The following is a 22,876-nucleotide window of genomic DNA, read 5'->3' on the forward strand; positions in this document are numbered from 1 at the left end:
TTTTCCGCTGCTACGTGGTTCTGGTCATCATGACGTGTCATGATTTGTCATGACAGATTCCGTCCCGGACGCCCGTCCCGCTTTGCTGAACAGGTGATACATATGCTGGTGAATGGGGTGCCGTCCGTCTCGGCGATTATAGGGCTGGCGTCTACCGACCCGACAGCGCCGCAATCTGGAACAGGCACCGGCTCTTTCCTGCCCTTGGTTGACCAGGCATTGCAATCGGTCAGCGCGAACCAGAATGAGGCAGCGCAGGCCGAATCCGGCTTCGCGACCGGTGCCAACGGCGCCACGCTCGGCAAGGCCCTGGTTGCCAGCGACCGCGCACAGATCGGGTGGAATGCCACCGTCGCTGTCCGCAATGAGGTCGTGGCGGCCTATCAATCTGTCATGAGCATGCAATTCTGATGCGTGACTGGCGAAAGATCGTCGAGAGAATGCGCGGCTTCGCCGGGCGGCTGCCGATGATGGTGTGGCTCGGCGCGGTGGCCGTTGCCCTTGCGCTGGCCTGCGTCCTGTATCTTGAAACCAGCGCCCCGCCTTTCGTCGCGCTCTATGACGGATTGTCGCCCGCCGATGGCGGCAAAATCATCGCGGCCCTGCAGAAACTCGGCATACCCTATCAATTGCAGGCCGCCGGCAATGTCATTCTGGTGCCGCAGCCCCTGCTGGCCTCGGCCCGCTTGCAACTCGGCGCCCAGCAATTGCCGGCCAGCGGTGCCGCCAATGCCTGGGACAAGCTGGAATCCGCGCCGATGACGGCGACCGACGGCGCGCAGGCGGCCATGGCAACGCAGGCGCTGCAAACCGCACTGCAGCAATCGATCGAAAGCCTCAGCGGCGTCAGAAGCGCCCAGGTCTTCATTGCCCAGCCCAAGGACACGCCCTTCCTGGCGGACCAGCCGAAGCCCAGCGCCTCCGTTATCATCGAGGCCGATATGGCCGACGCCCAGGCCGTCGCACCCGCCATTCCGCCGCTCATCGCCGGCGCCGTGCCGGGCCTTGACGTCGGGCAGATCACGGTCTCAACCACCACAGGCCTGCGCCTCTATCCGGCCAGCGCCAACCCGTCCGACAAGCTGACCCAATTCGCCACCATCGGCCAGATCGAGGCTTTGGCCTCGGCCCAGGTGTCTCGCCTGCTCGGCCCCGTTCTGGGCCACGATCATTTCCGCGTCGCCGTCTCGGCCGATGTCGATTTCACCAGGATGACCACGCATCAGGTTCTGTATGGCCCCGATCAGATGATCGACCGCACGGAAAAAACCCAGACGACACAGACAGGTGCCAGCGCCGGCACCAGCGCCTTCGGCATCCCCGGCGCATTGTCCAACGAACCGCCGGCGGCGACAACGGCCGCGACCGCGCCACCACCGACGCCCGGTGCCGCAGGGTCCGCCCCCGCACCGGCCACGGACGCCACACCAGCATCCACAGCCCCTGCGCCACTGCCCTTGCCGCAGAAGACAAGCAATGGCGCGAACGAGACCTATCTGACGGACCGGCGGGAGAGCGACGTCACGCCGCCGGATTGGTTCGTCAAGGGCCTGGCCGTCTCCGTCGTCATCGACAAGGCCGGTCTCGGCAGCACGGATCGTGCGGCGATCCAGGCGGCTTTGGCCGGGGCGTTTTCCTATCCCCATGTCGCTGTGACCGTCCTGGCCTTGCCTTTCACACAGGCCCGCGCGGCCGGCCCGCCGCTGATGCTGCAAGAGGCGATCGGCCCGCTGTCTCATGCCGTGCTGGAAGTGCTGGGCGCGATCGCCCTGCTGTTCGGGCTTGCTTTGCCCATGGGACGGCGCATCGGCACGCTGGCGCTGATCCGCCGGCCGCTGACGCTGACCGCCATGTCGGCCGACCTTGCCGCAGCCGCAGCCGCGCCGCCGACGCCAGCTTTGCCGCGCCGGGTTGAATATACGTCGCTGCGGGAAGAGGCCGCCCGCAACGTTCCCGCCGTCGCGCGCCTGCTGCAAACATGGGTGGCCGAGAATGAGTGAGACCGCCATCCTCACCACCACGCTCAGCGGCGCGGAACGCGCGGCCCTGGTGCTGCGCGAATTGGGCGAGCCTTTGGCCGTCGATATCCTGCGCCATATGGACGAGACAACGATCACCAAGATCTCCCAGGTGATGACGTCTCTGCCCAAGGTCAATTTCGACCTGCGCGACCAGATCATCACAACCTTCGTGCAGGATTTCGGCATCGCCGATATCGGAGAAGATGGATTCCGCTTTCTGACCACCGTTCTGACCTCAGCCCTGGGAGAGACCCAGGCCCGCACGATTCTGGAGCAATTGTCCCGCGCGGATTCCGAATCGCCCTTTCAGAAGATCGATGCGCAGACCCTGGCCATGCAAATGGGCAGCGAGCGGCCGCAAACCCTGGCGCTGCTGCTGGCCCATATTCCGCATGATACCGGCGCCGCCATGCTCTCCTATCTCCCCGAGCAATTGGCGACCGACGCACTATACCGCTATACGCTGCTGGACGCCGTCTCGCCCGGTGCCATCAATGAACTTCGCGACATGCTGGGCGAAATCATCGCCAACCATGCCGGCGGTCTGGGCCGGCAGCTGGCCAATCTCGGCGGCCCCAGGCAGGCGGCAGATATTCTGAACCTGCTCCAGAACGGCCTGTCCGAACGGATGATGGCGGCCCTGTTTGAAAAAGATACCGAAACCGCCGAGAAAATCCGCGAAAACCTGTTCACCTTCCTGGATCTGGTCAAGCTCAGCGACCGTGCCATTCAGATCCTGCTGCGCGAGGTGCCCAGCGAGCGGCTGGTGATTGCGCTGCGGCCCGTTGATGAGACCCTGCGCGCGAAATTCTTCGGCAATATGTCCAGCCGCATGGTGGATCTTCTGAAGGAGGAACTGACCAATGGGCCGCCGCTGCGCCGGTCTGACGCCATGGCCGCGCAATCGGAAATCGTCACCATCGCGCTAAAGCTCGCCAATGACGGCCGCATCGTCATCAATGCGTCGGAGGATCTGATCTGATGACGATGGTGCACCAGGCCATGCCTGTCGCTGCCGGCCAGGCTGCCGCCGGCCAGGCTGCCAGGGCTCAGCCGGAAACCATCCGGCCCGCGCTCTGGGACAGCGCCTTGTCACAGGCCGTCATGCGCAAGATCGGCGTCCTGGACAAGCATGGCCCGGCAGCGGCTTCGTTCGCCTTGGCCGACCAGACGGCGGCTGAATCCACCATTGATAATGCAACTAACATCACCTCCGTTCTTGCGGCCATGTCGCCGGTCTCCGCTAACACAGGACCGGATGAGCCCCTTGCGCAGAAGGACCGGACAGCGAATGCCCCAGACACCCACCCGTCCGCGGTGATGGCCGCCGTGCCGGCACAGGTCGCGGATTCTGTAGGCGCATCCTCCACAACGGCCGTAGCAGCCAAGATGACGACGGCGACGGCGGCAACGACAAAAGCGGCCGATCTGCCGAGCGTCGCAAAACCGGCGGCTCACGCGACGGCATCCGCTGACAAAGCCGCCAGTGCTGACACCGACACCGACCCGGCACCGCCTCAGCCAAGCTTGGCTGGCGCCCCACGGGCCGAGGCAGCGATATCCACCAAGCTCACAGGCAATCCAAACCCGCCCCAGCCCCATATGCCGGCCAGCAACACGCCGCTGCGTTTGGCACGGACTGACGATAGCCCGGGCGATACCGCGCCCCCCGCCGCAGCGGCGGTCACATCCAGTCCGTCCCTTGTCGTGGCGTCTGCTGTGCCCTTGGCCCATGACCTTCATACTGTCCCGGCCAAGGCACCGATCCCGTCGGGTTCCGACACCAGCTTCCTGCCCGCAAGCGCCTTGCCTGCCGCTGTCGTCACCGTCGCCCGCTCCGGCCATGCCAGCGCCGTGCTGCGGCTTGACCCGCCGGGCCTGGGCAGCCTGTCCATCCATGTCACCCATGCAAGTGACGCCACCGTCAACCTCGTCTTCCTGCCGAGTAACGCGCAGACGGCACAGATTTTGACCGACAGCATGGATCATCTGAGACAGGCCATGGCCGGTGCCGGCCTGTCTTTGGGACAAGCGCAGATCGACCACGGTTCGGCGCAGAGCCAGGCCCAGGACCAAGGGCAGAAAGGCGCCGACCGCGCAGCCGGTCCGGCGACCGAAAAGATCGCGCCAGCCTCGCCTGCGGCGAACGGAGCCCGCGCCATTGCCTGATCAGCCAAATCGGGAAAGCCAAGACGGCATGCCGTCACGCCCGGAACCGGAGGGCGGTGAGCGGGTGGAGCTGGAGCAGCTGCAACCTTTGGCGTCCAACACGCCAGCCATTCCCAGCCCGCCGCTGGTCGAGAAACTGCCGATCGTGCTGACGGTGGAACTGGGCCGTACCACCCTTTCCGTGAAAGAGCTGAAGACCCTGCGCAAAGGCCAGATCATCAGTCTGGATAAGGTCATCGGGGAAACGCTGGGCATTTTCGCCAATGGCCAGCGTCTCGCTGCCGGCGAGGTCGTTGCCGTGGCGCAGGACCATTATGGCGTGCGCGTCCTGTCGCTGGTCGAAGAGGCGGATCAGCCGAATGGCACACCGTTATGAAAGCAGCCAGCGTCGCGCTCGGCGGCTGGCTTGCTTTCGCCCAACTGGCGGGCCCGGCGGTTGTGTTGATGCTGGCGCTTGGCATCGTCACCGGCCTGCTACAGACGGCGACGCAGCTGCGCGACTCCGCGCTGCCCTTCATCGTCAAAATCATCGGCCTCGCCTGCCTGGCCACAATCGGCGGCGGCTTCATGATGACGGGCCTGGACAGTTACGCGTCCCGCCTGCTCAACGCCATTCCCGGCATCATCCATGAATGAGGCAGCGCTTGCGCGCGCGCCGCGGCGCATCACCCTCTCCGATCTGTCCGGCCCGATCGTCATTCTGCTGATCCTGGCCATGCTGGTGGTGCCGTTGCCGCCCGTCGCCATCTCCTTCCTCTTCGCGCTGAATATCTCGACCGGCCTCGTCATTCTGGCCGCCAGCCTCTACATCGCCTCGCCCGCCGATTTTTCGGCCTTCCCCTCGGTCCTGCTGGCGACGACGCTGATGCGGCTGGCCCTGAATGTCGCGACCGCCCGCGCCATCCTGCTGCATGGCGCCAGCGGGCCGGACGCCGCCGGGCGCGTGATCGAAGCCTTCGGGCAATTCGTGGTGGGCGGCAATTACGTCGTCGGCGGCATCGTCTTTTTCATCCTCATCATCATCAATTTCGTCGTCGTCACGCGCGGCGCCAGCCGTGTCGCGGAGGTCAGCGCGCGCTTCATGCTGGACAGCCTGCCGGGGCGGCAGCTCGCCATCGATGCCGAGATCAATGCCGGCATGCTGACGCCGCAGGCGGCGGAAAAGCGGCGTGAGCATTTGCGGCGGGAGGCCGATTTCTTCGGCGCCATGGACGGCGCCTCGAAATTCGTGCGCGGCGATGTGGTGGCCGCCATGATCATCCTGGCCGTGAACATGGTCGGTGGATTGATCATCGGCACCTTGCAGGCTGGCCTGCCTTTGGCCGATGCCGCCCGCACCTATACGCTGCTGACGGTGGGAGACGGCCTGGCCGCGCAGATTCCGTCCCTGACGATATCCATCGCGGCCGGCCTGGTCGTGACCCGCGTCGCTTCCAGCGAGGATCTGGGACAGCAGATCCGCAGCCAGATCAGCCGCTATCCGCAGGCGCTGGCCATTGCCGGCGCGGTCATGGCGACAATCGGCCTGGTGCCCGGCATGGCGCATCTGCCCTTTCTGCTCATCGCCCTCGCACTCGCGGTCATCGTCTGGCGCCTGCTGCGGGCGGAAAGCACACAGCAGACACCGCCAGCGGTCGCCGCCGGCATTGCGGGCGAGCCCCGCATCGATACGATCGGCGACGTCACCGGGGTCGATCCCGTGGGCATGGGCATCGGCTACGCGCTGACCCCTATGGTCGCGGCCGGCGAAGGCAAGCTGCTGCACCGCCTGACGGCCGTACGGCAGCGCTATGGGCGGAAGATGGGCTTCCTCATCCCGGCGGTTCATATCCGCGACAGCAGCGAACTGACACCGCATGGCTATCGCTTCACGCTGCGCGGTGCCGCCGTCGGCCATGGCGAGGCCTGGCCCGGGCAGTGGCTGGCCATCGAAGGGCCGATGGTGACGGAACGGATGACGGCCGGGCGACCGATCCGCGACCCCGCCTTCGGCCAGGCCGCCATTTGGATCGCCCAGACCGCCATCCCGGAAGCCGAGGAGCGCGGCTATACCGTGGTCGATGCGCCGAGCGCGATTGCGACCCATTTCGCGGAAGTGCTGAAACGCCATGGCGCCGAACTGCTGGGACGCGCGCAGGTGGAGACGCTGATCGCACGCCTGGCCGAAACGGCGCCGCGTCTGGCGGAAGACCTGCGCACCAATCTGCCCATCGGCCTCATCCGCCAGGTGCTGCAAGCTCTGCTGAGCGAGGACGTCTCCATCCGCGATTTCGAGCGCATCGCGGAAGCCCTGGTTGATGCATCCACCACTACCGGAAAGGACAGCGAAGTTCTGCTGGCCGCCGTACGCCGGCATCTCGGCCGCTATCTGGTGACGCCCTTCCTGGGCCCGGACCTGACGCTGCGGGTGGCGGTGCTACAGCCGCCGCTGGAAGACCTTGTCGGCCGCAGCCTGCGCGCGGCGCGGGAGGCCGGGATCGGCCCCGAGGTCGAGACCGATACGGCCGTGCATCTGCGCGATGCCGCGCGCCACGCGGCTGCGGCGCTGACCGAACGGGGCCGCAAGCCCGTCATCGTCATTCAGGGCGCCTTGCGCCGCGCCGTCGCCAAAACCATCGGCTCCATCATTCCGGTTCTGGCGCTGGATGAAATCCCCGAGACCTTGGCCTTGCAGGTGGTCTTCACGGCCACGCCGGGGGGCAGCGATGGCTGAGACCGCAACGCCCGTTCCACCGAGGCGGCACTGCAGGCGCTGTACGGCCATTGGATCAAGCGCACGGCCCTGCTGCTGAAGGCACGCATGCCCTGGGCGGATCTAGATGAGCTTCTGCAACTGGGCGCCATCGGCATGCTGGAAGCTGTGCAGCGCTTCGATACGACGCGCTCCATCGATTTTCAGGCTTTTGCCGCGCGGCGCATTCGCGGCGCGATGATCGACGGGCTGCGCCGGGACGGTGCCCTGCAACGCGGCGCCGTGCATCTGGAAACCGAGGCGATCGACGCCGCCACCTATCGCAATGGGCAGACACCGGCAGACCCGTTTCTGCTGCTGACCCAATCCGAAGACAAGACGCACCTTGCGGACGCCCTGCGCCACCTGCCGCCGCTCGAATACCGGGTTCTGGCGCTGCATTATTTCGAGGAGACGAATAATCGCGAGATCGCCGCCATTCTCGGCATCAGCGAAGGCTATGCGTCACGCATCCGCAAGCGTGCTCTGGCATTTCTGGCAGCACGTCTCACCGCTCTGACACAGGGAGCACCCGCACAATGACCGTCCTGCTCGGCCTGCTGATTTCGGTCGGTCTCATCCTGGGCAGCGTCATCATGGATGGCGACAACCCGGCCGAACTGATCGGCGTTTCCGCCGCCATGATCGTGATCGGCGGCACCTTCGGCGCGGTCGTCACGCAATTCGGCGTCAGCCGCGCGCTGGTGGCGGTCAAGGCCGTTCTGGCTCTGCTGAAACCGGCGAAGACCGATATCCAGGCCTTCATCGGCGCGATTGCCGATTGGTCCAATCTGGCCCGGTCGCAAGGGTCGCTGGCGCTGGAAACCGTGCTCGGCAAAACCCCCGACCCGCTGCAGCAGAAAGGGTTGCAGATGATCATCGACAATACCACGCAGGAGGATCTGCGCTCCATCTTCAAAATCCTGTCCGACAACGACTTCCGAAAAGACATGATGGCGTCGGAGTTTTTTGAGGCAGCCGGCGGCTATGCGCCCACCATCGGCGTGCTGGGCGCGGTGCTGGGGCTGATCCATGTCATGACGCGGCTGGATCACCCGGATCAATTGGGCAGCGGCATCGCAACCGCCTTCGTCGCGACCGTCTATGGCGTCGGCTTCGCCAATATGGTGTTCCTGCCGCTCGGCGCCCGTCTGGCTGCCTTTGCGGAAAGCCGCAGGCGGGAACGGCAGATCGTCATCCAGGGCTTCATGCTGCTGGCCGAAGGCAAGTCCGGCACGCTGATCCGCCAGAATCTACAAAGCTTCGTGCCGGAACCCGCGCCCAAAGCCGGCCGCAAGGGCAGCGCCGATGACAGCACGCTCGGCGCCGCGGCGGGGCAGGCAGCATGAGCAGCGGCGGGCATGACGAAGAGGGCAGCAAAAAGGCCGCCAATCACGAACGCTGGGTGATCAGCTACGCCGATTTCATGACGCTGTTGTTTGCGCTGTTCGTCGTGCTCTTCGCGGCATCCTCGCGCAATCGCGCCAGGATGGAGGAGGAGGTGCGAGGGCTGGTGGCGGCTTTCCACGGCGTCAGTCCGACGGCCAGCAAGCTGCTGGGCGCGACCCAGGGCGTGATGACCCATCAGCCGTCGCCCATACCCAAACCGACCGAGACGCCGGCGCCGCGCAGCCCGCATCAGCCGCAGCCCGCGCGGGAAGCGGCCCCTGTCAAACTGCCTGTGCCACCTCAGCCGCGCCGGGCGCAGTTGTCGCCGCAGCCGGCGGAACCCGCGCCCTTGGCACGCCTGCTGCCCAATAGCCCGTCCCATGCGGTTTTGAGCGAAGCCGTCTCGCACCAATTGGCCGAGGAATCCCCTCGCCCTCGAACGCGTCAAAGTGGCGTTGGAGACGGTGCTGAGCCCACTGACCAGTGGCCATCAGGTGTCGATCCATGCCTCGCCGCTGACGCTGACCATCAATCTGGATGCGGCCGTACTGTTCGATTCAGGCCAGGCGGACCTGCTGCCGACAGCCCGCACGCTGCTGGCCCATGTCGCCGCCAGCCTGAAGGCTCTGCCACCGCCCTTCACCATCGAATTGCAGGGCTATACCGACAATGTGCCTATCACCACGGCGCAGTTCCGCTCCAACTGGTCGCTGTCGGCCGAACGCGCCGTCAGCGTCGTGCAGCTTTTCGTCGATGGCGGATTGGACGGCAACCGGCTGACCGCGCAGGGCTTCGGCGAGTTCGAGCCGATTGCCGATAATGCGACCGATAGCGGGCGCGCCAAAAACCGCCGCGTCGTCATCGTCATCCGCGCGCCGGATGTGCAGTCACCTCCAGGACCATAGGCGGGAGAAATATCATCATGAGCAAAGCCATCACTGCTGGGGGCAAAAGTGTCGCAGGCACAGGTTTCCGGCGCAACCTGGTTGTGCTGGCGCTCGCCATTCTCTGGGCCGCCGCGCATCAGCCGGACCGGTTGGATATGCCAGACCTTTTGATATGGGTTCTGACCATTCTGACGGTCGCTTTGCTGATCCGGGCCGGTTTGGCGATCGTCGAACCGGCGTTCACGCTCGCCGTCACGCTAGCCTGGCGGCATCCGTCCACGCCCACGCCGCCCAAGGACAGCGCATGAGTTTCATCATCCGGTCAGCGGTGCCACCACCCGACCCTGTGGCCGCATCGCCGGAGGATTGTGCGGCGGAGGAGGAATACCGCATCGCGGAGCGTGTGGCGGAGGGTATCGCGCGGCTGCGCGCCACCGCTGAGGCCGAAGGCCGCGTTCAGGGCGCGGCGGAGGCGCGTGCGGCCATCGCGCCGATCCTGGCGCGACAGGAGCAGGACAGGGAATCAGCACTCACCGCCCTGCGGCAGGTGACGGATCAATTGACGGCGCCGCTCGCCCGCCTGGAAGACGACTTGGCGAAACTGGTGACCGAACTCGCTTTGTCCCTGACCCAGCATATTCTGGGCGTCGCCGTCCGCATGAATATCGACAGTATCACAGCGCTGGTCACAACGCTTCTGGCCGAAGCGGTGGCGGAGCGTCGCGCCGGCCAGACCGTCATACTGCATCTGCACCCCGAGGATCACAGGGCGCTGGCGGCCCAATTCTCAGCGCCGGGCCTTGAAATTCTGGTGCAGGACACGATTCTGCGCGGTGGTGCCCTGGTCGAATTGCGCGGCACAGACGGCGACCCGATCGACCGGCTGGAATGGGACGCGCGGCTTGATACGCGGCTGGCCGCGCTGCGCGCGGCCATGATGCCTGCGGACCAGACGGCATGATCACCATCGCCGCCATCCGACGGTCTGTTGAAGACGCAAGCCGGGAGGCACTTAGCCGCGATCCAGTCCGCCGCATCGGCCGCGTTCTCCGCTCACAAGGCGATATCCTCCATGCCAGCGGCATCAAGGCGCCCATCGGATCGCGCTGCCTGATCGACCTGGGAAAGGGCGAGCAAAGGGAGGCCGAAGTCATCGGCTTCGATGCCGGGTCGCTGCTGCTCATGCCGGAACAGGGGCCGCGTGGCATTCCGCGCGGCGCGCGGGTTTTTGTCGTCAGCCACGCGCCCTCGCCCCTTGTCGGCGATGCCTTGCTGGGGCGCGTCATCGACGCGCGCGGCCGCCCACTGGACGGGAGGCCGCCGCCCGACGTCCGCCACCCCTGGCCGCTGCTGGGCCAATCCGTCAACCCCATGACGCGTCTGCGCATCGACACGGCTTTCGATACCGGCATCCGCGCCGTCAATGCGCTGGCCACACTCGGGCGGGGAATGCGGATGGGGCTTTTCGCCGGCAGCGGCGTCGGCAAGACCACGCTGCTGGGGATGCTGGCACAATATGCCAGCGCCGATGTCGTTGTCCTTGGGCTGATCGGCGAACGCGGCCGGGAAATACGGGAATTCGTCGAGGATCATCTGGGGCCGGCCCGCGCCCGCAGCGTGGTGGTGGCCGCCGCCGCCGATGACACCGCACTCGGCCGGCTGCACGGCGCCTATCGCGCCGCCGCCATTGCCGAATATTGGCGTGCCCAGGGCAAGCATGTGCTGCTGATGGTCGATTCCCTCACTCGCCTCGCCATGGCCTTGCGGGAAATCGGGCTGTCGGTGGGAGAGCCGCCGGCAACCAAGGGCTATCCGCCCTCGGTCTTCGCCGCCATCGCCGCTTTCGTCGAGCGCGCCGGCAATGGCAGCACAGGCCAGGGGTCCATCACCGCGCTTTACACCGTGCTGGTGGAAGGCGACGACCATGTGGGAGACCCGGTGGCCGATGCCGCGCGCTCGGTGCTGGACGGGCATATTCTGCTGTCGCGCAGCCTGTCGGACGCCGCGCTTTATCCGTCGATCGACATTTGCGCCTCCCTGTCCCGGCCTATGCCTGGGCTGGTCGATGCTGTGCATCTGCGACTAGCGGCGCGGTTCCGGACGCTCTGGGCGCGGCGGCAAGACAAGCAGGATATTATCGACCTCGGCGCCTATGCGCCCGGCCGAGACCTCGTTCTGGACGAGGCCCTGCGCCGGGAGGCGGCGATGACCGCGCTCATCCGGCAGGACGCGGGTGAAAGCGCTGGTCTGGCAGAGAGTCGCGCCCTCCTGGAAGCTGTTTTCGCGGAGGGCGCGGCATGAAGGCGCCGACGATCACGATCCTGCAACGTCTGGCCGACATTCAGTCCCTGGCGATTGCTGAGGAGATCGCGCGGCAGAACCGGATCATCGGTCAAGCGTCACAGCAACGCCAGTTGCTGGCAGCCTATCGCGAAACCCTGTCGCGCGGCTGGCGCAGCGGGCAGCCGGTGGAAGCCGGAACGGCACGGCGGGCGGTCGATTTCATCGTCGCCAGCGTCGCCGCCGACCGCCAGATCGACGAGATGGAGCAGCAGGCCCAGCAGGCGATGGCGGCGGCCCGCATGGCGGCGCTGGCTTTGCAGCAGCGCCAGGACAGGCTGGATGACGCGCGCCAGCGCGACATCCGGGCGGCAGATCGGGCCGCGGACATCCGGCGCGAACGCGCGCAGCCGCTGGTCCACAACAGGCGGCCGGCGTGAGGCCCGTCATGGTTCAGGAAAAATTCAGCACCGTCGGACGAAAAGAGACAGCAAACGAGAGATGCCGCGCGATGCAGGCCGCGCGGCGCAGGAGGCCAGTCCCATGAGCGCGTCGCTTTACACCCATTTCCTGGCCAATATCACGCAGCAGGAAGCGACGGTGAACACGCTGGAGCAGCAGATCGCCAGCGGCTATGCCGTGCAGAGTGCCGCACAAAACCCCGGGGCTTTCGCGACGGCGACGATCACCAATAACCAGATAACCGCGCTGACGACGCAAAACGCGACCCAAGCCAATATCCAGACCAAGCTCGGCACCGTCAGCGACAGCTACACCGCCGTCTCGACCCTCTACGATACGGTGCAGTCGGTCATCGAACAGGCCTTAAGCGGCAGCAGCAATGCGCAGGACATGCAGGCCTTGTCGCAGCAGGTCTCTGCCGCCGGACAGCAATTGCTGGGCCTCGCCAATGGTACAGCGCCGGACGGCACCTATCTGTTCGGCGGGTCACGCAATATGCTGGTGCCGTTTCAGACCAATGCCGATGGCACAACGGTCTATCTCGGGGACGGCGGCCAGGGGCAGGCGGCGATTTCGCCGGATACCACGGCCAGCACGCTGGCCAGCGGCACGGTCTTTACCAATGCGCTGGCCGGCAACGGCTACAGCGTCATTTCCGCCGACGCGAACAATTCCGGCAGCGGCACGCTGCTGGCCACCGGCATCGTGCAGTCGGCCGCTGCCGCCAGCTTCCAATCCGGCACCACGCCCATCACGCTCAGCTTCGCCGAGGGCGATAGCGGCCTGACCTACACGGCAAGCCAGGGTGACACGGTGCTCGCGACCGGCAGCGCCACATCGGGCACCACATTGCAACTGGCCGGGCAGAGTTTCCAGATCAACGGCACGCCGGATGCGGGCGACAGTTTCACCATCGCGCCCAGCCGTCCGCAGACGGCCTTTGCCCTGCTGCAAAGCATTGCAAGCGCTTTGAGCGCGACCGGCAGTTCCTCGGCCGACCGCGCGCAGACGACGCAGGCGCTGAACGGCGCGCTGTCGACCCTCGCGCAATATCAGCAGACTCTGCTGACAGCCCAGGCGCAAAATGGCGTGACCTTGCAAGCCATCGCCAGTGCCGGCACCAGCAACAGCAATCAATCGACGCAATTGCAGCTGACGGTGCAGAATGCCGTCGGTGTCGATATGCCCAGCGCGCTGACCCAGCTGAACGAGACCATCACCGCCGTCGCCGCCGCCGGAAAATCCTTCGCCGCCGTGCAGAACCTCAGCCTGTTTCAGTATCTGTGAGGCCGGGCGCATGTCGGACGCCATTTTCATTGCCGGCTATTATCGCAGCGGCACGTCGGCGCTTTCCGGCATGCTGCAGAAATTGGGCGTCACCATCCATAACGACGCCGACCCGAATGAGCATAACCCACGCGGCTTCTATGAAATTCCCGAGCTGATCGAGTTCGACGTCGATCTGTTCAATCGCCTCGGCATGCAATGGGCCGATCTGCGCAGCCTGCCACCCGACTGGCATGAACGGGCCGATATGCCCGGGTTTCTGTCCCGGCTGGGCGAAATCATCCGCCGGCGCTTCGCGCAGGAACCGCTCTGGGCAATCAAGCATCCGCATCTCTGCCGGCTTTTGCCGCTGTATGAGCGGGCGGCGCGGGAAGCGGGCCACCGTCCGCATGCGCTTCATATCAGCCGCGACCCCTGGACCGTCGCCGCCAGTCAGCACAAAAAGAACGGCCTGTCGCGCTCTCACGCTTTGCTGCTGTGGGCAAGTTACAGCATCGCAGCGGAACGGCAGACGCGCGGCCTGAAACGCAGTTGGCTGACTTATGCACAGCTGCTGAAAGCCCCTCTCGATCAGGTCAGGAAGATCGAGGACGATCTGGGGCTGGCTTTGATCGATCGGCGCCCGCAAGGTCGTCGCGAGGCGATCGCGACCCTCACGCTGCAGCTTGATCGCAGCAAGCCGGTGGATCAGGACCGGATGCTGACGCCGCTGCATCGGCTTGTGGATGGCATGTGGCAGGCCTTGCAGGACGAGGATGCGACAGACACGACCTGGGACGGTTTCGCGCAATCCTGCGCCGAAATGGTCGATTTCGTCGTCGAACTGGCCGAGAGCAAAGGGCCGGTTCTGCCCTGGGTCAGCCATCAGCCCGCGCCCTTGGCCAAGACGGCCGAGGGTTCGGCGGCGGGGCTGCGCCCGGCCGAGCGGCTGGACGCGGGCGCCCGCGCCAGGCTGGCAGCGCTGGCCGCCGAAAGCGGCGCGCTGCCGCGTCTTTGCGTCATCATCGTGGCGCCTACGGCGCGTGCGCATGCCATCGCCGAAAGCCTGCAATCGCTGCGTCAGCAATGGCACGCGCCCACGGCGATTAGGCTGCTCACCAGCGAGGATAGCGACCTGCCCGATCTCGTCACGACGCGGGTGGCCGCCGAGGCCGGTGCGATCACCGCCGCGCTCTGTGCCATGGCGAATGCTCTGGCAGAGAGCGCCGACTATGTCGCCGTTCTCAATGCTGGCGACATCATCTCGCCCGATGCCTGTCTGCGCTTCGCCCTGGAGGCGCAGCGCACGGCGGCCGATATGCTCTATTGCGACGAAATCGTGCCGCGCGATACCGGCCCCTGGATCAGGCACAAGCCGGCCTGGGAACCCACGCGCCTGCGCCAGTCGCCCTTCATCGGCGACTGGGTCTGGTATGGCACAGAGGCCCTGGCGCGTATCGGCGGTTTCGATCCAGCCTTTGCCGGGGCTGAGGAATTCGACCTCCATTTGCGACTGAGCGAGGCCGGCGCCACGGTTGTGCGTCTGCCGGAGGCGCTGTTCACCCGCAGTGCGCTCAGCCGGCGCGACAATATCCCCTCCACGCTTTTCATGGCGCGGGCCGAAGGCGCCATCGCCGCCAGCCTGGCGCGCTCGGGACTGGACGGGGCGGTGGTGGCGCGGCCTTTTCCGGGCCTGTATCGCCATCACCGCAAGGTCGCCGATCCCGGCACATCCACCATCCTGCTCTGCGATCAGGCCGAGGTCGCCGCCATCGACCATTGGCTGCGCGCCATGTTGATGACCACGGTGCTGACCGGGCCGATCATCCTGGCGGGCGCCGACCTGCCATTCGCGACCGCGACCTTTTTTCAGCAGATCGCCGATAAGGCCGAAGCCCTGGAACACAAGGTTCTGGCCGTGGCGCCCGCCCCTGGGCTGACCACCGGCGATGCGCTGCGTCACGCCCTGGCTTTAGTACTGACGGCGCATGTCGCCATCATCGACGCCCGCGCTCAGGCCCAGGCGCCCGAATGGCGGGAAGGCTTGCGCAGCCGGCTGGCCGATCCGCGCGTCGGGCTTGTCGGCGCCCGCACGCTGGCCCCCCTGCTGGCGGACCGCACGCGCTTTACCGTGCAAGGGCCGATCATCATCGGCGCCGATAGCCGCATGGGGGCGGGCCACCTGTCGGATGACCCAGGCCCGGGCGGCTGGCTGGCCGTGGACCAGGAGGCGAGCGCCCTGGCCCCGCCGGCTTTGCTGGCCAGACGGCACGTGCTGGCCGGTTGCGACATCCCCAGCCTTTCTGGCGACGCGCTGTGGATCGATCTCGGCGCGCAGATCCGGGCCGCCGGCCATGCGCTGGTCTGGACGCCCGATGTCTCCTTCATCATCGCCGGGCAGACCATCCGCGCCGATTACGAGGGCCAGTTCCGCCTGGGCAGCCCGGTCGCCCGCAGCTTGCCCTGGGAGGATCCCTTCCATCATCCGGCTTTGTCGCTGCATGGCGATCTGCTGGCACCGGAACAGCGGCCGGGCCTTGTCCGCGCAACGCCAGCCGACAGAAGCAGCCTGCTGCTCAGCGGCCCTCCGGTAGCCGGCCAACCGGTCTTCAACGCCGCCCGCGCCTTGCGGGGTGCCGGTCTCATCGCAGCCTCCTGGACAGCGGATATCGTCATGCCCGGCGAACTCGGCCGCCGCGCGCCCAGTCTGTGGCTGCGCATCAATCCGGAGGATGGCGCTATTCCGCATGCGCCGGCTTTTGACGCCATCTTCACCCGCGCGCCGCACCCTGACAGCAAGCCGGTGCTGACGGCGGCCGACAGGCTTTACGCGACCTCGTCCGGCTTGCAGGCACAGCTGCGCAAACTGCTGCCGCCCAGCCGGCCCGTGACGCTATGGCAACCAGCTCTGTCTCGCCCGATCTGGCAGGACCTGGCCATCGGCAGCGGCATCAACAGCCGCCCGCGCATTCTGTGGATCGACGAAGGCATCGGGCCGCCCTGGCTCATCGACCTTATCAACGAGACGCAAAAAGATGCCCTCTGGATCGTCATCGAGCGGCCTGGCGGCATCTATACCGGCGGCGTCACCCGCCTGCGCGCGCCCGACAGCGAGGAAGCCTGGGCTGCCGAACTCGGCGCGCTCGCGCCGCATCTGCTCGTCCGGCCGGTGGACCAGGACCAGGACGCGGCAGCCGATTGCTATGTCACCCTGATGGCCGCCGCTGCCGGCTGCCGGCTGCTGCTGGATGACCGGCTGGACCACCCGGACAGCCTGCCGGCGCAACGCCTGCCCAACCGGCTGGCCGCCTGGCAGCGCGCCATCCGCACGGCCCTCGAGGATTTTCCGCAGACATTGACCCAGGGCAAGGAAACGCGGGCAGCCGCGCTATCTCTGCCGGCCATGGAGGAGACCACGCCACCCTGGGCGGTGTTTCCGGCCTCTGCCCTGCGAGCGCCACGGGCCGCGGAATGAGACAGGCGGCCGCAAGCCTCGTGCTGTTTTGTCTAGCGGCATCCGGCAGCGCCCTGGCCAATGCGTCGCGTCACGAAGATCCCAGTGCCGTCACCAGCGCCGTGCGGCAGGCCGCGGCACAGACGGCACCCGCCCAGGCGGCCATCACCCTCGGCCCGGTTGCCGCCGCGCAGTATATGCCGGCCTGCACGGTGCCACTCAGCGTCACCATCAGCGGCATGGAACCCTATCAGCAGGCGGCGGTGCATTGCGCGGCACCGATCTGGACGCTGTATGTCAGCGTCACCGTCGACAGCCGCATGGCGATCGTGGTCGCCGCCCAGCCCATTGCCGGCGGCAGCGCGATTACGCCCGATGATGTCACGCTCCAGGACGAACCTTTATCGCTCTATGCCGGCCGGCAGGTCTATCGCCATATCCAGGACGTAACCGGCGCCATTGCCGTGCTGTCTTTGCCGCGCGGCGCTATCCTGACCAGCACCACCGTGCAGCAGCCCGTCGTGGTGCAGGCCGGCCAGACCATTGCCGTCGATGTGCGGAGCGGCGCTGTCGACGTGACGCTGGAAGCCCGCGCCGAGCAATCGGGGCGCATCGGCGACAGCATCATGGTCGCCAATCCAACCACCGGAAAACGGTTCCAGGCGACGGTCACGCCGAATGGCGCCGTCGTCCAATTGGGATCTTAGGGAAAACATTGGTCGGTCCTGCCGAATAGAGGGCACGGCAACCCGAACCCAAGGAGCGTAAGATGTCCGCCGTCGGCTCGATCCTGACCAACCAGGGCGCCTTGAATGCCCTGAACTCGATTACCGCCACCAACAATCTCAACAATTCGCTGGAACAGCAGCTCTCCAGCGGCTTGTCGATCAATTCGCCCGCGGACAATCCGGCAGGCTATATCACGGCGCAGGGCTTTACCTCCCAGTTGAACGGGCTGACCCAGGCCGTTTCCAATGCCAATCAGGGCGTCAGCCTGCTACAAACGGCGGAAGGCGCCTTGCAGCAGCAGATCGGCGTCGTGCAGCAGCTCAATTCCATTGCCGTGCAGGCCGCCAACGGCACGCAGAGCGCGTCGGAATCCCAATCGTTGCAGAATGTGGTGACGCAATTGACCGGGCAGGTCACCACCATTGCGTCCCAGACGCAGTTCAACAATATCAGCTTGTTGGACGGCACCTTCAGCGGCGTTCAGTTTCAGGTCGGCGCCAACGAGGGCCAGACGCTGAGCCTGAGCATCGGCAATACCAGCGCCAATACCATCGGCCTCAACCAGTCCTCGGCTTCGGCCGCCATTTTCGGCGCCGGCAAGACGACGGGCGTGCTGACGACCTTCGCCGCCGCCAATGCTGCGACGGCGGGCGCCTTCGCGGCCGGCAATGTCAGCTATACCGGCAATAACGGCTATACCGGCACCATCACGGCCGCCGCCAATAGTTCCGCCGCCGCGCTGGCCACCAAGATCAACAATCTTGCCAGCAAGACGGGCGTGACCGCCCAGGCGACCAATAGCGTGACCTTGAAAGCGACCGCCGGCACGAACGGTTTTGCTTTCAAAATTCAGGGCAGCGGCAGCGCGCAGACGATCAACGCGACGACGGTGTCGGCGCTGGCGGCGCAGATCAATGGCCAGACCGGGACGACGGGCATTTCCGCCACTGTCTCGACCAATGGCGCCTCGATCTCGCTCACTCAGGCGAATGGCAAGAATATCGTCATTACCGGCGTCACCTCGGGCAGCCTCAGCGCCTCGGCCCAAGGCACAAGCGCCACGCATAATGTCCTCAAATCCACAGCAGGTTCGGCCAGCGGCGTCATTCAGGGCCAGGTCGAAGTGCAATCCAGCGCTGCCTTCAGCGTCACCAACGGCAACGCCATCGGGTTGAGCGGGGGATCGAAATTGACATCCCTTGCCGATATCAATGTCACGACGACGGCTGGCGCCGATACCGCCATCAATGTCGTGAAATTCGCGCTTCAGGGCCTGAACAACCAGGGCGGCGTGCTGGGCGCGGCGCAGCAAAGGCTGACAGCGAGCATCAATAATCTCAATACCAGTAGCCAGAACGTCACCAGCGCGCTTGGCGTCGTGCAGGATGCGAATATCCCGCAGGTCAGCAACCAGCTGACACAGGCGCAGATTCAGGCGCAGGCCGGCGTGGCGGCGCTGAAAAGCTCCACCACCCTGCAGCAATCCTATCTGTCTCTGCTACCGTAACGACCTGATGCGACTGGGATTGACACCTCCCAGTCGCATCTCCCGCAAGCCCCAAAGGTGAGGCGATGGCCACAGTCAGCTCCCTGAGCTCCGCCGCGATACAAAGCCAAATATCGCTCTATCAGGCGCGGTTGCAGGCGCCCATCACGCAGCTCAAAAGCCAGATCACCACCGAAACGGCGCAGGTCTCGGCCTGGGGCGCGATCCAGGGAACAATCTCATCCCTGTCGAAAGCGCTCGGCGGCATCAGCGATGTCAGCACGCTGTCGTCCCGCGCTGCCACCTCCACCAGTTCGGCCACGGCGACCGTCACGGCCGGCAATGCGGCGGCCATCGGCACCTACACCCTGGCGAATGTTCACAAGGCAACGGCCGAGACGATTTATACCGGGCTGAAAAGCAGCGCCTCGGCCTCTATCGGCGGCAGCGCCGGGTCGCTGACCTTCGTGCAGAACGGCATCACCGCAAGCATTGCCCTGGGCTCCGGCAGCCTGACCTTGAACGGGGTCGCCGCCGCCATCAACAAGGCCGGTGACGGCGTGACGGCCAGCGTCGTTACATCAACGGCCGGCGCGCGGCTGGTGCTGCAAAGCAGCGCCACCGGCACCGCCCAAGCCTTTTCCGTCAGCGGCACAGGCGCGCTGGCGGCCTTCGACTACAATCCCGCAGGCAATAGCAGCGCCGCGACCGGGGAATGGACCGTGGCGCAGGCCGCGACGAATGCCACCTTCACGCTGAACGGCGTGCCGGTCTCCAATGCCGATAATAGCCTGACCGATATCATTCAGGGGCTGACCATCAACCTGACCGGATCGGGCAGCACCACGCTGTCCGTCAGCAGTTCCACAACAGGCCTGACCACGGCGCTGTCATCGGTCGCGACATCGCTGAATGCGGCGATTTCCAGCATCGCCAGCCAGATCAAATACGTGGCGGCGACCGGCAGCGGATCGGCGGCCACCGCCGCAACCGCCGGCCCACTGCTTGGCAATTTCACCGCCACCAATCTTTCCAACCAATTGCTGACCGCCATTTCCGGGGCGGCCGCCTCCGGCATCAGCGCCAATGCCATGGGATTGACCGTCAGCAGTTCCGGCGCTGTCTCCTTTGACAGCAGCACCTTCAGCGCCAGCTACGCGAAAAACCCGGCGGCCGTACAGAAACTCGTGGCGCAAATCTATGGTGCGCTGAAAAACATCACCACCGGCGCGATCGGCGACAGCAGTGCCACGAGCGGCGGCAGCGGCGCCATCGGCGCGCAGACGACATCCCTGAATGCGCAGGTCACTTCCATCAATGCTGAGATCGCGCAGATCACGAAATCAAATACCGCGCAGCTGGAAAACCTCATCAACGAATATACGCTCGCGGAAACCAAAGCCTCTTCCGCATCGGTCACGCAGGCCTATCTGAGCATCTTCCTCGGCGCCTCCACCGGGTCAGGCAGTGAGTGACATGATCACCGACACCGCCAACCGCTATCGGGAAAGCCTGTTCGACAGCGGCGCCAGCATCGACTGGCTGCGGCCGGGCTGGCGTGCGCTGCGTCTTTACGCCCGCAAGGCCAAAGAGGCGATTGAGGCAGGCGATAGGCTGGCTAAGGCGGATATGCTGTCGCGCGCGGATCAGCTTCTGACCGTCATGACCGGCATTCTCAACACGGATGATGGCAGCCCGCTTGGACAATCGCTGGCCCGCATCTACAGCGCCTTGCGTCTGGCACTGCTCGACGCCAATATCGAGAACAGTCTTGAGCCGCTGGATGATTTCGATCGCGCCTTGCGTGTTCTCGACAGTGAATTCTTAAGAACTTCTCAATTATTAGTCTCATGACCATGACCAGCGGTATTCGCCCTTTTTCGAACGACGCTTCCGCCGGTGACGTTTCCGGCCTTGGGGGCTCTGCCGCCCATGGTCAAACGCCCACCGGTGCCACAACCGGCCAGGCTAAGGCCGAGAATGAAGCGGTGACACTGACGCAAAGTGCGAAAACCTCGGCCCAGCTTCTGGCCCATGCGCGACAGGCACCAGGCGTCGATGCGTCTGTCGTCGCCAGACTGCAATCGGCCGTGCAGGACGATTCCTTTCAGGTTTCCCCGGACCAGCTGGCAAATGCCATCGCCGCTGCCCATGTGCAACTGAAGCCCTGACCGAAAGACCGGATATGGCAAAAGGGTTCGCCGATCTCGACGGCTTTGACCATGCCTTGCAGGCTGCGGAAGCCACATTGCATGGCGTAACCCAGACCCTTGCCGCCTTGCAGGATCTGCTGCTGACCGCACAACCGCCGGCCATTGCCGATAGCGCGCATCAGCTTGACCATGCGCTGATTGCCGCAGGCCCCGCGCTGGACCGGCTGAAAGCCTATTTTCCAGCTTTCGCCACCCGGAACTTTTCGGAACTCGCGACCCTGCTGCATGGTCGCGGTGCGTCTGACCTCGGCCGGCGGGTGGAGACCCTCGCCGCAGCGCTGCGTGCCGTCGTGACGCGCAGCCTGTCCGGGCAAAAGCAAGCAGAAGGTCTGGCGCGATCCCTGGCCGTTTCCCTCAAGCAATTGCACGCTACCGGCGCCTTCAGCCTGGAGGGACTTCTGGCGCAGGCTTAAGCCATATCCTCCACGCTGCCGGTCAGATCGATGACCTTCAGCCCATAACGCCCATTGCCCGTTGTCACGATCTCCCCTTGCCCCAGCGGCCTGCCGCTGATCGACAAGGCCAGCGGCGCCTCGATCGGCTGGTCAAGCCTGATCAACGCGCCCACCTTCAAATCGCTGAGGGCGCCGACGGTCATCACCGTCTTCCCTAACGCGACTGTCAGATCGACACGCACAAGATCGACCACCGACCGCATCGCCTGACGCGGGTCGCCCACAACCTTATGGGCAGGGCGCGGTTCCATCGGCTTTTCCAGCGGGCGCTGCGCCCGCGACAGAAACAGATCGCTCGGCCCGGCAATCGGGCGGCAGCAGACCGCGCCGTCAGCCTGTCCGTAATCGGCATGGAACAAATCAAGCCCCGTGGAGGATGCAACCGCGTAAGGCAGCAGTGTCAGGGGCAAGATCTGGCCGATGGCCAATCGCCGCACGGTGCCAAGCGGCAGCGGCAGGCGGGCAATATCGAAAGCGATATCGACCAGGGTCGTGGCCGTCAGATGCGCCATGGTCGCGGTCCAGCGATGATCGACCAGGGCTGATCCGATCAGCCAGGTCTGGGAATTGATCCTGATTTCGAAAGGTTCCAACGCGGCATAGGGAATGATGACGCGCATGGAGCCGATGCCGAGCGACGTCTCGAAAATGCCAGTCGTCGATATCATCCAATCCTTCTTATCGGCGATGGCCAGCATATTCACGGCCGTTTCATACTGGACGATCTTCCAATTCAGCGGCGTGAAGCTGGCCAGCACGTCGGTGATACCGTCCAGCGTCAGCTCGATCATCTGCTTGCCGATCCTGATTTCCATCGCCGACAGGTCGTGCCGCGTGACGAAATCGGATGTCGTGGCACCGAACATGGCGTCGACCACCGTGCCGATCAGCTCGCCTTCGGCGGCGATGATGATGCGTCCATGCAAAGGTGCCAGATCGGCAATGCCGGCCAGCATGACATCGGGCAAAGCCGACAGAGCCGCTTCATGGCTGATAACGGCATTGACGCAGCTGAGCAGCTGTACCGGGGAGCGCATGCGCTGCGAGAGCGAGAAGGCAATCTTGCGCATGATGGGATCGGACAGGCCTTCCATGACCGTCGAGCGTAGCTGGGCCGTCAAGGCGGAGGCGAGAAGATCCACGGGTTCAGACTCAGCCGCGCCGTTCAGAAGACCCATGGATTTATCCGCCGGAAGATTTTGCCATCCGTTTACGGCCTGATGCTATCGGCAGAAATTTACTGTAATGTTAACGCATCTTTTCAGTCAAAATTAACTGCGCGCTTTCCATAGAAGGACGGACGGCAGACAGCAGCGGCGCAAGGCCAGACAGCG

At 65.3% G+C, this 22,876-nt stretch carries 23 protein-coding genes and 1 pseudogene; 23 read left to right on the forward strand and 1 reads right to left on the reverse strand.

Annotation, left to right across the window (positions count from 1 at the left end):
- Positions 1-102 precede the first annotated feature (102 nt).
- The 23 genes and pseudogenes from ASILVAE211_RS06955 (at position 103) to ASILVAE211_RS07065 (ending at position 21,500) form a co-directional block, all read left to right on the forward strand.
- Complete coding sequence (locus ASILVAE211_RS06955; RefSeq protein ID WP_227320567.1) at positions 103-411, forward strand: flagellar hook-basal body complex protein FliE; 309 nt, start codon at positions 103-105, stop codon at positions 409-411.
- The gene (locus ASILVAE211_RS06960) at positions 411-2,000 is read left to right on the forward strand and encodes a flagellar M-ring protein FliF C-terminal domain-containing protein (protein WP_227320568.1); all 1,590 of its coding nucleotides are present in this window, start codon (positions 411-413) and stop codon (positions 1,998-2,000) included. The genes ASILVAE211_RS06955 and ASILVAE211_RS06960 overlap by 1 nt, the downstream gene beginning before the upstream one ends.
- Positions 1,993-3,003, forward strand: coding sequence for a flagellar motor switch protein FliG (gene fliG, locus ASILVAE211_RS06965; protein ID WP_227320569.1), 1,011 nt, complete (start codon positions 1,993-1,995; stop codon positions 3,001-3,003). Before ASILVAE211_RS06960 ends, fliG begins: the two co-directional genes overlap by 8 nt.
- Positions 3,003-4,190: a flagellar hook-length control protein FliK gene (locus ASILVAE211_RS06970; protein WP_227320570.1), complete on the forward strand. Its 1,188-nt coding sequence runs from the start codon at positions 3,003-3,005 to the stop codon at positions 4,188-4,190. The genes fliG and ASILVAE211_RS06970 overlap by 1 nt, the downstream gene beginning before the upstream one ends.
- A gap of 28 nt (positions 4,191-4,218) precedes the next feature.
- Positions 4,219-4,566 carry a FliM/FliN family flagellar motor switch protein gene (locus ASILVAE211_RS06975; RefSeq protein ID WP_227320571.1) on the forward strand — a complete coding sequence of 116 codons (348 nt, stop codon included), beginning with the start codon at positions 4,219-4,221 and terminating at the stop codon, positions 4,564-4,566.
- On the forward strand, positions 4,563-4,826 hold the full coding sequence (locus ASILVAE211_RS06980) for a flagellar biosynthetic protein FliQ (RefSeq protein WP_227320572.1): 264 nt from the start codon (positions 4,563-4,565) through the stop codon (positions 4,824-4,826). The genes ASILVAE211_RS06975 and ASILVAE211_RS06980 overlap by 4 nt, the downstream gene beginning before the upstream one ends.
- A complete protein-coding gene (locus ASILVAE211_RS06985; protein WP_227320573.1) occupies positions 4,819-6,903 on the forward strand; it encodes a flagellar biosynthesis protein FlhA in 2,085 nt (694 codons plus the stop codon). Before ASILVAE211_RS06980 ends, ASILVAE211_RS06985 begins: the two co-directional genes overlap by 8 nt.
- Positions 6,904-6,957: 54 nt before the next feature.
- Positions 6,958-7,464 (forward strand): sigma-70 family RNA polymerase sigma factor, encoded by a 507-nt coding sequence (locus ASILVAE211_RS06990; RefSeq protein ID WP_227320764.1) that lies wholly within the window; start codon positions 6,958-6,960, stop codon positions 7,462-7,464.
- The gene (locus ASILVAE211_RS06995) at positions 7,461-8,270 is read left to right on the forward strand and encodes a MotA/TolQ/ExbB proton channel family protein (protein WP_227320574.1); all 810 of its coding nucleotides are present in this window, start codon (positions 7,461-7,463) and stop codon (positions 8,268-8,270) included. The genes ASILVAE211_RS06990 and ASILVAE211_RS06995 overlap by 4 nt, the downstream gene beginning before the upstream one ends.
- A pseudogene (locus ASILVAE211_RS26455) lies at positions 8,267-8,434 on the forward strand (flagellar motor protein MotB); the annotation flags it as partial. The gene ASILVAE211_RS06995 and the pseudogene ASILVAE211_RS26455, both read left to right, overlap by 4 nt.
- Positions 8,435-8,759: 325 nt before the next feature.
- Positions 8,760-9,215: an OmpA family protein gene (locus ASILVAE211_RS07005; protein ID WP_227320575.1), complete on the forward strand. Its 456-nt coding sequence runs from the start codon at positions 8,760-8,762 to the stop codon at positions 9,213-9,215.
- Between the two features lie 17 nt (positions 9,216-9,232).
- Complete coding sequence (locus ASILVAE211_RS07010) at positions 9,233-9,505, forward strand: hypothetical protein (RefSeq protein ID WP_227320576.1); 273 nt, start codon at positions 9,233-9,235, stop codon at positions 9,503-9,505.
- Positions 9,502-10,158: a FliH/SctL family protein gene (locus tag ASILVAE211_RS07015; RefSeq protein WP_227320577.1), complete on the forward strand. Its 657-nt coding sequence runs from the start codon at positions 9,502-9,504 to the stop codon at positions 10,156-10,158. The genes ASILVAE211_RS07010 and ASILVAE211_RS07015 overlap by 4 nt, the downstream gene beginning before the upstream one ends.
- On the forward strand, positions 10,155-11,498 hold the full coding sequence (locus ASILVAE211_RS07020; RefSeq protein ID WP_227320578.1) for a FliI/YscN family ATPase: 1,344 nt from the start codon (positions 10,155-10,157) through the stop codon (positions 11,496-11,498). The genes ASILVAE211_RS07015 and ASILVAE211_RS07020 overlap by 4 nt, the downstream gene beginning before the upstream one ends.
- Positions 11,495-11,917 (forward strand): hypothetical protein, encoded by a 423-nt coding sequence (locus ASILVAE211_RS07025; RefSeq protein WP_227320579.1) that lies wholly within the window; start codon positions 11,495-11,497, stop codon positions 11,915-11,917. The genes ASILVAE211_RS07020 and ASILVAE211_RS07025 overlap by 4 nt, the downstream gene beginning before the upstream one ends.
- 103 nt (positions 11,918-12,020) lie before the next feature.
- Entirely contained in the window at positions 12,021-13,226 is a 1,206-nt protein-coding gene (gene flgL, locus ASILVAE211_RS07030) for a flagellar hook-associated protein FlgL (RefSeq protein ID WP_227320580.1), read from the forward strand.
- Between the two features lie 10 nt (positions 13,227-13,236).
- Positions 13,237-16,680, forward strand: coding sequence for a hypothetical protein (locus tag ASILVAE211_RS07035; protein ID WP_227320581.1), 3,444 nt, complete (start codon positions 13,237-13,239; stop codon positions 16,678-16,680).
- Positions 16,677-17,366, forward strand: coding sequence for a flagellar basal body P-ring formation chaperone FlgA (gene flgA / locus ASILVAE211_RS07040; RefSeq protein ID WP_227320582.1), 690 nt, complete (start codon positions 16,677-16,679; stop codon positions 17,364-17,366). The genes ASILVAE211_RS07035 and flgA overlap by 4 nt, the downstream gene beginning before the upstream one ends.
- Before the next feature lie 62 nt (positions 17,367-17,428).
- Positions 17,429-18,895 carry a flagellin N-terminal helical domain-containing protein gene (locus tag ASILVAE211_RS07045; RefSeq protein WP_227320583.1) on the forward strand — a complete coding sequence of 489 codons (1,467 nt, stop codon included), beginning with the start codon at positions 17,429-17,431 and terminating at the stop codon, positions 18,893-18,895.
- A gap of 65 nt (positions 18,896-18,960) precedes the next feature.
- A complete protein-coding gene (gene fliD / locus ASILVAE211_RS07050) occupies positions 18,961-20,349 on the forward strand; it encodes a flagellar filament capping protein FliD (protein WP_227320584.1) in 1,389 nt (462 codons plus the stop codon).
- 1 nt (position 20,350) lies between these two features.
- Entirely contained in the window at positions 20,351-20,728 is a 378-nt protein-coding gene (locus ASILVAE211_RS07055; protein WP_227320585.1) for a flagellar protein FliS, read from the forward strand.
- Positions 20,725-21,045 carry a flagellar biosynthesis anti-sigma factor FlgM gene (locus ASILVAE211_RS07060; RefSeq protein ID WP_227320586.1) on the forward strand — a complete coding sequence of 107 codons (321 nt, stop codon included), beginning with the start codon at positions 20,725-20,727 and terminating at the stop codon, positions 21,043-21,045. The genes ASILVAE211_RS07055 and ASILVAE211_RS07060 overlap by 4 nt, the downstream gene beginning before the upstream one ends.
- A 14-nt stretch (positions 21,046-21,059) precedes the next feature.
- Positions 21,060-21,500 carry a hypothetical protein gene (locus ASILVAE211_RS07065; protein WP_227320587.1) on the forward strand — a complete coding sequence of 147 codons (441 nt, stop codon included), beginning with the start codon at positions 21,060-21,062 and terminating at the stop codon, positions 21,498-21,500.
- On the opposite strand, the gene ASILVAE211_RS07070 is transcribed toward ASILVAE211_RS07065, so the two are convergent.
- Positions 21,497-22,720 (reverse strand): FliM/FliN family flagellar motor switch protein, encoded by a 1,224-nt coding sequence (locus ASILVAE211_RS07070; RefSeq protein WP_227320588.1) that lies wholly within the window; start codon positions 22,718-22,720, stop codon positions 21,497-21,499. The two genes, ASILVAE211_RS07065 and ASILVAE211_RS07070, sit on opposite strands and share 4 nt — an antisense overlap.
- Positions 22,721-22,876 lie beyond the last annotated feature (156 nt).

Source organism: Acidisoma silvae, assembly GCF_020618775.1.
GTDB classification, from domain to species: domain Bacteria; phylum Pseudomonadota; class Alphaproteobacteria; order Acetobacterales; family Acetobacteraceae; genus Acidisoma; species Acidisoma silvae.